General features: G+C 76.2%; 9 protein-coding genes. 3 read left to right on the forward strand and 6 right to left on the reverse strand.

Annotated elements, in window-relative coordinates; all coding sequences use genetic code 11:
- Positions 1–254 precede the first annotated feature (254 nt).
- Both IE271_RS32240 and IE271_RS32245 read right to left on the reverse strand, forming a co-directional pair.
- Positions 255–647 carry an ATP-binding protein gene (locus IE271_RS32240; RefSeq protein ID WP_373308876.1) on the reverse strand — a complete coding sequence of 131 codons (393 nt, stop codon included), beginning with the start codon at positions 645–647 and terminating at the stop codon, positions 255–257.
- A 768-nt stretch (positions 648–1,415) separates the two neighbouring features.
- Positions 1,416–3,341: a protein phosphatase 2C domain-containing protein gene (locus IE271_RS32245; RefSeq protein WP_190194036.1), complete on the reverse strand. Its 1,926-nt coding sequence runs from the start codon at positions 3,339–3,341 to the stop codon at positions 1,416–1,418.
- Between the two features lie 285 nt (positions 3,342–3,626).
- Between IE271_RS32245 and IE271_RS32250 the strand changes: the two genes are divergently transcribed.
- Together IE271_RS32250 and IE271_RS32255 are read left to right on the forward strand one after the other, a co-directional pair.
- Positions 3,627–4,649, forward strand: a complete 1,023-nt coding sequence (locus IE271_RS32250) for a TrmB family transcriptional regulator (RefSeq protein ID WP_190194037.1) — start codon at positions 3,627–3,629, stop codon at positions 4,647–4,649.
- A 92-nt stretch (positions 4,650–4,741) separates the two neighbouring features.
- Positions 4,742–5,113, forward strand: coding sequence for a PPOX class F420-dependent oxidoreductase (locus IE271_RS32255; RefSeq protein ID WP_190194038.1), 372 nt, complete (start codon positions 4,742–4,744; stop codon positions 5,111–5,113).
- Here IE271_RS32255 and IE271_RS32260 read toward each other — a convergent pair.
- The 4 genes from IE271_RS32260 to IE271_RS32275 all read right to left on the reverse strand — a co-directional run bounded on the left by IE271_RS32260 (position 5,049) and on the right by IE271_RS32275 (position 10,557).
- A complete protein-coding gene (locus IE271_RS32260; RefSeq protein WP_190194039.1) occupies positions 5,049–5,669 on the reverse strand; it encodes a methylated-DNA--[protein]-cysteine S-methyltransferase in 621 nt (206 codons plus the stop codon). The two genes, IE271_RS32255 and IE271_RS32260, sit on opposite strands and share 65 nt — an antisense overlap.
- Entirely contained in the window at positions 5,666–7,138 is a 1,473-nt protein-coding gene (locus IE271_RS32265) for a bifunctional transcriptional activator/DNA repair enzyme AdaA (protein ID WP_190194065.1), read from the reverse strand. Before IE271_RS32265 ends, IE271_RS32260 begins: the two co-directional genes overlap by 4 nt.
- Positions 7,139–7,717: 579 nt before the next feature.
- Positions 7,718–8,860: a ribosome small subunit-dependent GTPase A gene (gene rsgA, locus IE271_RS32270; protein WP_190194040.1), complete on the reverse strand. Its 1,143-nt coding sequence runs from the start codon at positions 8,858–8,860 to the stop codon at positions 7,718–7,720.
- Between the two features lie 323 nt (positions 8,861–9,183).
- On the reverse strand, positions 9,184–10,557 hold the full coding sequence (locus tag IE271_RS32275; RefSeq protein ID WP_229919690.1) for a radical SAM protein: 1,374 nt from the start codon (positions 10,555–10,557) through the stop codon (positions 9,184–9,186).
- 351 nt (positions 10,558–10,908) lie between these two features.
- Here IE271_RS32275 and IE271_RS32280 point away from each other — a divergent pair, with 351 nt between their 5' ends.
- Entirely contained in the window at positions 10,909–12,153 is a 1,245-nt protein-coding gene (locus IE271_RS32280; protein WP_190194041.1) for an FAD-binding protein, read from the forward strand.

The raw sequence follows: 12,153 nt of genomic DNA on the forward strand, positions 1-12,153 counted from the left end.
GTGGCGTGGCACCTGACAGGTGCCACGCCACCGTCCGTCGCGGGTTCCGGGTCCGTAGTCCTGCGCCGGGCTCGTGGTCAGGGGCCCGGGGCCGGACTCGTGGTCAGGGGACGGGGCGGGGCCTGGCTCGTGGTCCGAGGTGGGAGCCGGAGCCGGGCCCGTGGTCCGGGGTGCTCGGTCCGAGGGGTCCGGCCCCCGTACGCGCGGGCGTCACGCCGCCGCGGCCAAAGGCGGGTTCCCGGACACGGGCGCCGTCACGCCGCTCCCCCGTCCAGTTCGAACCACACCGCCTTGCCCACGGCGTGCGGCCGGACGCCCCAGGCGTCGGCGAGCGACTGGACCAGGATCAGGCCCCTGCCGTGGGTGCCGTCGTTGGCGCCCGGCACCCGCAGCCGCGGCCTGCGGGCCACGAAGTCCCTGACCTCGACCCGCAGCGAACGCGGTCCGACGGTCGCCGTGACCACCGCGTCCTGGTCGGTGTGGACGAGCGCGTTGGTGACGAGCTCGCTGGTGAGCAGTTCCGCTATCTCCGCCCTTCCCGGCCTCCCCCACTGCCTCAGCATCTCGCGCAGGGCCCGGCGCACCTCGGGCACCGCGCGCAGGTCCGTTCGTGTCAGCCTGCGCCTGAACTGCGCGAAGCCGTTCAGGTGCGCCTCGCTGTCCGCCGGTTCCGCCGTCGGTCCGGCCTTCTTCACGGAGAGGGTCCCGGTGATCACCGGACCGCCTCCTCGTGCATGCCTCTTCATGACCCCCGCCCACACGCTGCTGTCGGTCGTTCCCCTCAGGCCCGAACACGTTCACGGGATGCATGCCCCCGGCCCGAACACGGCAGTCATGTCGAATGGTCAACGAGCATCCGCCCTCGTACGGCCGCCCCACCGCGCCCCGGTTGCGTGAAGCCGGAACGGTGCGCCGGGGACGCTCCCGGGCCGCCGCCGGGTACGCCGTCCGGACGCGGGCGGGACGCGGAGCACGCCGTGCGGCGGAACTCCCTGCGGCTCACGCAGTACGCGGCGTCCATGCCGTAGGTCCTGCCCGCGCGCCCGGCGGGCCCGTGGAACGCCGGTGCGGGGGCGTTCCGCGCACCGGACCGCGCACCGGCCGTCCTCCGGCGGGGGGAGGCGGCCCGGTGCACCTGCCGCTGCGGGCGGCGGGGTAGCGGGCGGTGCCCCGCCACGCGCGGTGGCCCGGCCCGCTCGCGTGCGGCCCGCGGCAAATCGCCCCAACTGCCGACGCGCCACTGCCCTTGTGGGCGTAGACGACGGAGCCGTGGCGGCGCGGTCGTTCCGTCCGTACGACCGGGGGGCGCCGCGGGCGCCCCCCGGCGACGTTCGCACGGGCCTTCGCACGCCTCCGGAGCGGCACCGGCCGCCCCGGCGCGCCCGCGCACCGGAGGTGGTGCCGCGGGCCGCGGTTCACTCCTCCCACACGGCCGCGGCGGTACGGTCGTCGGCGTACCCCTTGACCCGTGTCTGGGTGTCCGCGAGGAACGCGGCGAGGCCCGGCGGGCGGCCGGCGGACCAGCGGGACGTGAGGTGCACGGCGAGGCCGGGTTCGCCGCGCAGCGGGTCGGCGAGACCGGCGGTGCACAGGAGCAGCGTGTCGCCCGGGCGGGCGACCGAGGCCCGGAAGCGGAACGGGGCCCGGGGCGCCGCGGGGGCCGGTTCGTACGGGCTCGGGGGCGTCGTGATGCCCAGGTCCATGGTGAACCGGTCGCCCCCGGAGGTCTCGTGGGGCTTCCGCTGGGCCTCTTCCTGGGGCAGCGAGCCGAAGCCGACGACGGCCTCGCCGGTGGCCGCGGCGACGCGCGGCTCGATGTCCTGCCACTCCCCGTCGCGCAGCCGGAACAGGCCGCCCGCGCCGACGCCGAAGAAGACGCGGACACGGCACCCGGGGTCGGCCGGCAGCAGCAGGCAGCGCAGGGTCGCCGTGTACTCCTCCGGGGCGACGCCCTGTTCCGCGGCGGTGGCGCGGAGCCGGCCGAGGCTGCGGTCGGTGAGCCGCTGCAGACCGGACTTCAGTTCGCCGCGGCGGGCGGCGCGGAGGTCCTCGGCGAGGCGGACGTGGCTGCGGCCGACGGCCCGGCCGATCCACCGGCAGGCCTCGGCGGCGGCCCGGTGCGCGCCGGGCGTCCCGCGCGCGCCGGTGGCCATGGCGACCAGCACGAGGGCGTCGTCGCCGCTGCCGAAGCGGGCGGTGAGCAGGGAGTCGCGGCGCGGCTCGCCCCGGTACCGCGGGGAGTCGCCGCGCGCGGACACCGCCCGCAGCGTGCAGGCCCCGTACCGGGCGCCGTCCAGCACGGTGTCGGCGACCAGGTCGCCGAGCGCGTCCGGGTCGGCGGCGGGCAGGACGCCCGGCTCGGCGGCGTAGGTGGGCGGCCCGGAGCCGACGTAGGCGACATGGGGCGCGGGCTGCTCCTCCTCCGCCGGGTGCTCCTCCGCCCCGGCGGGGGCGGGGGGCGCGTCGGCGGGGTCGTCGGGCTCCTTCACGCCGGCCGGAGCGGGGCCGGGGCGTGAAGGCGCCGGTATGCCGTCGCGGACGGGCTCGCGGGACCGGTCGTCCGCGGGGACGGGAGGCGTGTCGCTCCAGGCGGCACCGGGCGGGGGCGTCAGAGGGCCGAAGGCGGGACCCGCGGTGGAGGCGGCGGGCCCGCCGGACGGGGCGGGCGGGACGGACGGAGGCGCGGCGGGGTGCGGGGACGGGGACGGCGGCCGATCGCCGGCCGCCGGCGCGTTCGGCCGGAAGCCGGGAGGGAAGGTCGCAGGCCCCGGCGGCCGTTCGGGCGGCTCCCAGGGGGCACGCCGGGGCCGCAGCCCGCCGGGGAGCAGCGGCGCGTACGAGGGCCCGGGCGGACCGGGCGGCACCGGTGGGCCGGACGGGGCTCCACCGGGGGTGCTGCCGGGTCCCGGCGCACCCTCCGCCGGGACTGCCGCCGAGGACGCGCCCGCACCGGGGGCTCCCCGCTCGCTGCCCCCGTCGGTCTCCGACGCACCGGACGCGTCCCGCCGGACACCCGCTCCGGACGGGCCGGGCGTCCGCGGCTCGTCGGCCGGGCCGGTCGTCCCGTCCGATTCCGGCCGGGCGGCCGGGCCGGGCGGGTCGGGTACCTCCCGCCGGTGCGGGCCGGTCGCCGCGCGGCGCGGAGGCGGAATGGCCGGTCCCGGGCTGTTCGTGTCCGGTGGCTCCGGCCCGCCGTCCCCCACCGTGCCGGCCGCCGACGCGAACCGGTCGTCGAGGGAGTCGGCCGCGGCCGCCGGTCCCGTGTCCTGGGCGGAGTCGGCGTACAACTCCCCCCACCAGTCGTCCTCTTGGCCGGTGGGCCTCTCCCCCTGCTGGCTCATGCCCACAATTGTCCACCGCGCGGGCGCGTTGGAAACGGGGCGTCAGGAAAAACCGGCGCGCGGGCCCGTGGCCGAAAGACGGGTGCGGCGGCCCGGCGGGCGACGGCGCGGGCCCGTCCGGCGGGCCGTCGTGCCCGTGAGGAGGCGGGCCGCCGGTACCGGGGAGACCCCGCCTTGGCGGAGTGACCGGTGGTGCGGCGATGATGTGCGACGGCGGGTTCGCGCCGTGGCCGTTTTCCGCCACGGCCGACCGTGCCGGGAACTCTGGGGAGGGGTGTCGTTCGCATGCTGGGAGCGATCGGTCTGGACGAGACGCACGAGTCGGCGTACCGGATGCTGGTGTCCGTGGGCGCCGCCGACGTGCCCGACCTCGCGCGCCGTCTCACCCTGGGCGAGCACGACACCGAGCGGGCGCTGCGCCGCCTCGAACGCCACGGTCTCGCCGCCCAGTCGACCGCCCGGCCCGGCCGCTGGGTCGCCGCGCCGCCCGGCGTCGCCCTCGGCGCGCTCCTCGCCCAGCAGCGCCACGAGCTGGAGAAGGCGGAGCTGGCGGCCGCGCTGCTCGCCGCGGAGTACCGCGCCCACGCCGCCGAGCCGGCCGCGCACGACCTGGTGGAGGTGGTCACCGGCGCGGGCGCGGTCGCCCAGCGGTTCCTGCAGCTCCAGCTCGGCGCGAGCGACGAGGTCCGCGCCCTGGTCACCGGTACGCCGATGGCCGTGTCCTCCGTCGAGAACGACGCGGAGGAGCAGGCGGCGGACCGCGGCGTCCGCTTCCGCGTGGTCATCGAGCGGGAGGTGCTGCACCGGCCCGCCGGCCTCAACGGTGTGGCCGTCGCGCTCGGCCGCGGCGAGCAGGTGCGGGTCGTGGACCGGGTGCCGACCAAGCTGGTGATCGCCGACCGCACGCTCGCCATGGTGCCGCTGACCGCGCACGCCGAGGGGCCCGACCGGCGGGCGCCGGAGCCCGCCGCGCTGGTGGTGCACGCGAGCGGACTGCTGGAGTCGCTGTCGGGGCTGTTCGAGGCGGTGTGGCGGGACGCGCTGCCGCTGCGGTCGGGCGCGGGCGGCCTCACCGAGCAGGATCCGGACGGCCCGGACGGCACCGACGTGGAGATCCTCTCCCTGCTCCTGGCCGGCCTCACCGACGCGAGCGTCGCCAAGCAGCTCGACCTCGGCCTGCGCACCGTGCAGCGGCGGGTGAAGCGGCTGATGGAGCTGACGGGCGTGAGCACCCGGCTCCAACTGGGCTGGCAGGCCTACGAGCGCGGATGGGTGACCCGGCACCACCCCGCGGACCGGACGGACTGACCGAACGGAACGCGGCGGAAGGGGACGGGACGGCACGGCCCGCGGGCCGTGCGGACCGACGGCGTGCGGCGGATCGTGCTTCGCTGGCCGGCATGAGCGAATTCAGCGAGGCGGAGCGCGCCTACCTCAGGTCCCAGCGGCTGGGGCGGCTGGCGACCGTCGACCCGCACGGACAGCCGCAGGCCAACCCGGTCGGGTTCTTCCCGCAGGAGGACGGGACGATCCTGATCGGCGGGTACGCCATGGGGAGCACCAAGAAGTGGCGCAACCTGCAGCGCAACCCCAAGGTCGCCCTCGTCGTCGACGACATCGTCAGTGTGCGCCCGTGGAAGGTGCGCGGCGTCGACGTCCGGGGCGAGGCCGAACTCCTCACCGGGCCGCACGGGCTGGGTCCCCGTTTCAGCGAGGAGCTGATCCGGATCCGTCCGCGGCGGATCCACAGCTGGGGACTGGAGGACGACTGAGGTCCGGTGCGAGGGCGCCTTCGAGGGTGAGCAGGCGCGTCTTGCGGTGCAGCCCGCCCGCGTACCCGGTGAGGGAGCCGTCGGCGCCGATCACCCGGTGGCAGGGGCGCACGATCAGCAGCGGGTTGGCGCCGATCGCGCCGCCGACGGCCCGCAGGGCGGCGCGCGGCGCCCCGACGCGGGCGGCGATCTCCCCGTACGTGGTGGTCGTCCCGTACGGCACGGAGTCCAGGGCGGCCCACACGCGCTCCCGGAAGTCGGTGCCGGACGTGCGGAACTCCAGGTCGAACTCCTCCAGTTCGCCGGCGAAGTAGGCCGCGAGCTGCCGCTCGGCCGCGCGGAAGAGGTCCGGGGTGTGCCGCCACTCCGGCTGCGGCGTCCGGCCGCCCTTCTGCTCCGGGACGGAGAGGGAGGTCAGGGCGCCCGACGCGTCGGCGGTGAGCAGGAGCGGGCCGAGGGGGCTGTCGAGGGTCGTGTAGTGCGGGGGCGGGGCGGACGCCGGCGCCCTCCGCCTCGCCGCTGCCGCCGATGTCGCTGTCGATGTCGATGTCGTCATGACTGTGCTTCCGGTTCCGGTGTGTGCGGGCCCGAGGGGCCGGTCGGGTGGGCGGCCCGCAGGTGGGCCAGGGCGTAGGAGCGCCAGGGGCGCCAGCCGTCGGGGGCCCGTACGCCGGGCGGGGCCACGTCGGGGTCGCCGAGCGCGCGGGCGCGGACGGTCGCGGCGGTACCGGGGTCCATGCCGGGCAGCGCCAGCAGGGCGGCGTGCGCCGCGTCGCGGTCGGCGCCCGCGTCCAGGCGCAGGGCGCCGTCGGCCAGCGCGGCGGCGAGCGCGCCGAGGGTGCCGTGCGGCACGGCCGCCGTGAGGGCCGCCGGTTCGGGGAAGAGGTGCGTGAGCGTGCCGTGCGGGGCGTCGAGCGCCTTGCCGTGCTCGCGCACCAGCCGCGCCGCCTCCTCCGGCCCGGCCACCGCCCGTACGGCCAGTTCCTCCGGATCGGCGGCGCCCGGTGCGCGCAGGCCGGGCCGGGCGGCGACGAGCGGGGCCAGCAGGGGGTCGGCGGCGAGCCGCTCGTCCACGGCGTACGGATCGGCGTCGAGGTCGAACAGCCGCCGCAGCCGCTGCACGGCGGTGGTCAGGTCGCGCGGGTCGGTGAGCCGCAGCCGGGCGTCGAGCCAGCCGCCGGGGTGCCCGACGGCCGGGTGCCCCGGGACCGTCCGGCCGGTCCCCTTCCGGAGAGCGGCGGGGGCGCCGGGGCGTTCGTCCACGGCGGCGACGCCGGTGCCGTACGGGAGGCGGAGGGTGCGGCGGTAGGTGCGGGCGCCCGGGGCGCCCGTGACCTCCTCGACGCCGGGTACGGCCTCGGCGGCGAGCAGGTCGAAGAGGGCGCCCGCCTGGTACGGGCCGCGGTACGCCAGGCGCAGCGGGATGCCGGTGAACGGGGCGGCCGCGCGGCGCGGGCCGTGGCCGCCGCGGGGCGCGGCGGCGCGCACCTCGCTCGGCGTGGCGGCGTAGACCGCGCGGATCGTGGCGTTGAACTGCCGCACGCTGGCGAAGCCGGCCGCGAACGCGATGCCGGTGACCGGCAGGTCGGTGGTCTGCAGCAGGACCCGCGCGGCGTGCGCCCGCCGGGCGCGGGCCAGGGCGACCGGGCCCGCGCCCAGTTCGGCGGTGAGCTGGCGCTGCACCTGGCGGGCGCTGTAGCCGAGGCGGGCGGCGAGGCCCGCGACGCCTTCCCGGTCGACGACGCCGTCGGCGATCAGCCGCATCGCGCGGCCGACGACGTCGGCGCGCACGTTCCACTCGGCGGAGCCGGGCACCGCGTCGGGGCGGCACCGCCGGCAGGCCCGGAACCCGTGGCTCTGGGCGGCTGCGGCGGTGGCGTAGAACCGCACGTTGTGCCGCTTGGGCGTCACCGCGGGGCAGCTCGGGCGGCAGTAGATGCCGGTCGTCTCGACGGCGAAGAAGAACTCCCCGTCGAACCGCGCGTCCCTGCTGCGCACCGCCTCGTACCGCGTGTCCTGCTCGATCACCCCTCCAGTGTGCGGGGTCGCCGGCGGCGGGGCTGGCGGAAATCGGACACGGCGCTGCGGGCGCGCGCACGAGGCCGCCCACCGGGCGCCCCGCCCCCTCGGCGAGGCGCCCGGCAACCGGAACGGGCAGCCCCGCCCGCCCCCGGGGACCGCCCGACCGGCACGAGACCGCCCGCCCCGCAGGGGCCACCCGGCCGGCACGAGGCCGCCTGCCCCGCAAGGGCCACCCGGCCGACACGAGACCGGGCGCCCCTCCAGGTGGACGAGACCCGCCCGCTTCTCAGGGGCCGCCGTTCCTCCGGCACAGGGCCGTCCGCTCCCCGGAACGGGCAAAAGTCTCCCGGAACCGGCGAAAGTCTCCTGAAATCGTCGAAAGCCTCCGGGTCGCGCGGGGCCGTCCGGTCACAGAACGGGCGGACCCCGTCCGGCCGGTGCGGCCGGACGGGGTCCTGTCGGCGCTCCGCTCCAGGTGGGGCGCCGGGGCCGGAGCCTGCCCAGGCCCGCCGACGGGCCGGGGCAGGCGACGGGCCGGGGCAGGCGACGGGCCGGGGCCGGCGCCCGGGGCCGGGCGCCGGCTCAGCGCAGGCGTCCTCGCTTCGCCTCCATCGCCGCACGGCCCTCCGCGCCCTTGCGCTTCCAGTCGCGGCGGAGTTCGGCGCGCAGCCGGGCGTCCGTCTTGGCGACGATGTACTGGTTCTCGCGCAGGAGCTTGCGGTAGCTGTCGAGGCGGCGCCGGTGGAGCGCCCCCGTCTCCACCGCGTCGAGGACCGCGCAGCCCGGCTCGGCCGTGTGCGCGCAGTCGTGGAAGCGGCACCCGGCCGCCAGCTCCTCGATCTCGGCGAAGACCTGCTCGACGCCGGTCCCGGCGTCCCACAGGCCCACGCCGCGCAGCCCCGGCGTGTCGATGAGGACGCCTCCGCCGGGCAGGAGCAGCAGGTTGCGCGTCGTGGTGGTGTGCCGGCCCTTGCCGTCCACGTCGCGCGTGGCCTGCACGGTCATGACGTCCTCGCCGAGCAGCGCGTTCGCGAGCGTCGACTTGCCCGCGCCGGACTGGCCGAGCAGCACGGACGTACCGCCGGTGACGATCGCCGCGAGGACGTCCACGCCCTCCCCTGCCGCGGCGCTGACCGGCAGCACCTCGACGCCGGGCGCCGCCCCTCGGACGTCCTGGACGAGGTGGCCCCGCGTCGCGGGGTCGGGCACGAGGTCCGCCTTGGTCAGCACGACCAGCGGCTGCGCGCCCGACTCCCAGCCGAGCGCGAGGAACCGCTCGATCCGGCCGAGGTCGAGCTCCGCGGCCAGCGACACCGCGATGACGGCGTGGTCGACGTTGGCCGCGAGGATCTGCCCCTCCGACCGCTTGGAGGAGGTGGACCGCACGAAGGCGGTGCGGCGCGGCAGGTACGCCCGGACGTAGCGGGGGTCGCCGTCCGGGTCGACGGCGGCCCAGTCACCGGTGCAGACGACCCGCAGGGGGTCGTGCGGGGTGACGAACTCGGTGTCGACGCGCACGAGCCCGTCGGCGGTGACCACGTCGCACCGGCCGCGGTCGACCCGTACGACCCGCCCGGGCACCAGGCCCCGGCCGGCGTACGGCGCGAACTCCGCCGCCCACGCGTCGTCCCAGCCGTAGGGGGCCAGCGGATGCGCCGGGGCGGAGGAGGCCGAGGAAGAGGAGAGGGAAGGGGAAGAGGAGGAGGAAGAGTACGAGGAGTACAAGGGGTGCCCTTCGCAGGGGTGGCCCCGGCCGCGCGCCCGTGCGCGGAGATGTGGAGGTCAGCCGGTGGCCACGGAGGTGGACGGAATGGACTGGATGCGGGCGGCGCCCGTCGCGATGACAGCCATCGGTCGACACCTCCTCTTCTCCACTCGTCTTCCCGAACGCATCGGCTCGCCGGAGGCCGGGCGGCCACAGCCGCTCCCGGTCCGGTGACGCCCACCCTAGGGACCCGTCCCGCCCGGCCGCCACCGAATTAACGGCCGGGTGTCCCCTCGTCCCTTTCCCCGCCCTTGTTCCCCGTTCCCCTCGCCGGGCGACGGCCTCAGCCGACGGGCGCGCCCGCGGCCGTGCGGTCCGCCCCGTCCCCGCCGGTCCCGCCGTCCCCGGCGCCGCCGTCCGCCGGCAGGCTGTCCATGAACGAGCTCACCGAGAAGACGGCGCGGCCCGGTCCGGGCGGGCCGTAGCCGGGCGGGGAGGAGAGGCCGAAGTCCTCCATGGTCTGCCGGTAGGCCTGGAGCAGCCGGATGTGGTACTCCAGCGGCGCGCCCTGCGGGTTGGCCTTGCCGAGCGGGGTGGTCGGCTCCGGGCACCAGGTGGTGAAGCGGGGCGTGATGCCGTGCGACATGAAGAAGCGCAGGCCCTCCGTGGTGGAGGCGATGGCCTCGTCGACGGTCTTGAAGCCGAAGGGCTCGGCCATCTCCACACCGGCGACGAAGTTCGGGATCACGTTGCGCGCGCCGAAGATCTCCGCCGAGTCCAGGATGCGCTTGTGCCACTCGTCGCGGCCGACGTACCGCTCCTTGCCGGGGCAGTACATCTTGAACAGGTACTCGTCCCAGACCTCGTAGTTCGGGTGGTAGATCTGGACGCCGTAGTCCTTGAAGCGCTGCACGTCGTCGCGCGGCAGGGCCTGGGCGACGACCTTGCCGATCCAGCGGCCCGGGAAGCGCTCCTCGATGGCCTTGGCGTAGTGCCCGTAGAAGTCGGCCTCGTCGCGCCCGGCGACCGTCTTGGTGATCGCGCCGCCGGTCAGCGTGTAGGCGGTGGACGCCTTCGCCGTGTCGTAGCGGTCGATGATCTCCAGGGCCTCCAGGACCTCCTCCACGTCCTTCACGCCCGTGTACGGCCGCCCGGCCGCCTTGTGCTGGCGCCAGTTGTGGTTGATGTCGCAGTACTGGCACTCCTCCTTGGCGCCGAAGTACTGGCAGACGCGGAAGACGGTGAGGTAGATCAGGTAGCCCCACTGGATGGTGGGGGCCACCTCCATCACGGACTTCCCGTTGGAGAGCTTGTGGCGGTAGTACTCCGGCATGGGCGGGACGCCGACGTCGGCGATCCGCTTCCCGTCCAGGTAGAGGCCGAGCACGCCGTCCTCGTCGGCGGCGACCCGGTACGGGGAGGACGGGTTCACGCGGACGGAGACGACCGTGCGGCGCAGGTCGTACGGGCCGCCGGTGAGGATGATCTCCTCGGGCGGGCGGCGCAGCGCGGCCTCGCCCAGCTCGGGCAGCGTGCCGTGGTCGAAGGAGAAGATGAAGTACGACTTCGGCTTGACCTCGCCGCTCTCGTTGTCGCTGAGCGCCGAGGCGTCGAAGGCCACACCACCGCGCAGCAGGTCCTCCTTGAACACGGCTTCCCGCGGTACGTGCGGGAACCGTTCCATCAGATCCTCTACCAGTGCGGTGCGGCTGCCCATCCTGTTCTCCTCGCTCCCGGATAGCTGCGCTCGACTCCTCACGGTATGCCCCCGCTCGCCGGAACCACGGGCCGGGTGCCCGGCGAACGGCCGTGACACCCGTCACGGAAGGCCGCGCGGCCCCGTCCGGGACGGCGGCACGGAACCGCCCACAGCGGCGGAACAGAGCGGTTCTGGAGGGCGAAGGCGCACGTGGGAGCTTGTTTTCATGATCGTCCGGGGTCTTGTTTTCGTGCTGCCGATGAGGTCCGATGCCCTCGTACGCGCGCGGTGGCGGGCGTGCCCCGTCACCGGTGCCGCACCCCGCGGCGCACCCGGTGGGCGGGCGATCCGGTGTGAGGAAGGACGCGGATGACCGAGGCAGTCACCAACTGGGCGGGCAACATCACGTACACGGCGAAGGAGCTGCACCGCCCGCGCTCGCTCGACGCGCTGCGCGCGCTCGTCGCGGAGAGCGGGAGGGTGCGGGTGCTCGGCAGCGGGCACTCCTTCAACACGATCGCCGACGCGGGCACCGAGGGCGCCCTGGTCTCCCTGGCGGACCTGCCGCCGGTGATCGACGTGGACACCGCGGCCCGCACGGTGCGGGTGGGCGGCGGCGTCCGCTACGCCGAGCTGGCCGAGGCGGTGCACCGGCACGGTCTCGCCCTGCACAACATGGCCTCGCTGCCGCACATCTCCGTCGCCGGTTCCGTGGCGACCGGCACCCACGGCTCCGGCGACGGCAACGGCCCGCTCGCCGCGGCCGTCCGCGAGGTGGAGCTGGTCACGGCCGACGGCGGCACGCTGGTGATCGGCCGCGGGGACGCCCGCTTCGGCGGCGCGGTCACCTCGCTGGGCGCGCTCGGCGTCGTCACCGCGCTCACCCTGGACCTGGAGCCCGCCTACGAGGTGAGCCAGCGCGTGTACGGCCCGATCCCCCTGGACGGGCTGGACCACGCGGCGGTCGCGGCCTCGGCGTACAGCGTGAGCATGTTCACGGACTGGCGGCAGTCCGGCTTCGTGCAGACCTGGGTCAAGCAGCGCACCGACCTGCCGGAGCCGCGCTTCCCCTGGTCGGAGCCGGTCGCGGAGAAGCGGCACCCGGTGCCGGGCATGTCCCCGCTGAACGCCACCGAGCAGTTCGGCGTGCCGGGGCCGTGGCACGAGCGGCTGCCGCACTTCAGGCCCGGCTTCACCCCGAGCAGCGGGGCCGAGCTGCAGTCCGAGTACCTGCTGGCGCGCGAGCACGCCCTGGACGCGATACGCGCGCTGGACGCGATACGGGGGACCGTCGCGCCGGTGCTGCAGATCTGCGAGGTCCGCACGATCGCCGCCGACACCCAGTGGCTGAGCCCGGCGTACGGGCGCGACAGCGTGGCACTGCACTTCACCTGGGTCGAGGACACCGAGGCCGTGCTGCCCGTGGTGGGCCGCCTGGAGGAGGCCCTGGACCCGTTCGACCCGCGTCCGCACTGGGGCAAGGTCTTCACCGTGCCGTCGGACGTGGTGCGCGGGCGCTACCCGCGAATGGCCGACTTCACGGCGCTGGCGCGGGAACTGGACCCGGAGGGCACGTTCCGCAACGCCTTCGTCCGGGACGCCCTCGGCCTCTGA

The sequence above is a fragment of the Streptomyces minutiscleroticus genome, assembly GCF_014650875.1.
GTDB lineage: Bacteria > Actinomycetota > Actinomycetes > Streptomycetales > Streptomycetaceae > Streptomyces > Streptomyces minutiscleroticus.

What these genes read in the sequence shown, in the direction of transcription:
- IE271_RS32245 (WP_190194036.1), bottom strand. Translation starts at nt 3,341, where the DNA reads ATGAGCCAGCAGGGGGAGAGGCCCACCGGCCAAGAGGACGACTGGTGG.
- IE271_RS32250 (WP_190194037.1), top strand. Translation starts at nt 3,627, where the DNA reads ATGCTGGGAGCGATCGGTCTGGACGAGACGCACGAGTCGGCGTACCGG.
- IE271_RS32255 (WP_190194038.1), top strand. Translation starts at nt 4,742, where the DNA reads ATGAGCGAATTCAGCGAGGCGGAGCGCGCCTACCTCAGGTCCCAGCGG.
- IE271_RS32260 (WP_190194039.1), bottom strand. Translation starts at nt 5,669, where the DNA reads ATGACGACATCGACATCGACAGCGACATCGGCGGCAGCGGCGAGGCGG.
- IE271_RS32275 (WP_229919690.1), bottom strand. Translation starts at nt 10,557, where the DNA reads ATGGGCAGCCGCACCGCACTGGTAGAGGATCTGATGGAACGGTTCCCG.
- IE271_RS32280 (WP_190194041.1), top strand. Translation starts at nt 10,909, where the DNA reads ATGACCGAGGCAGTCACCAACTGGGCGGGCAACATCACGTACACGGCG.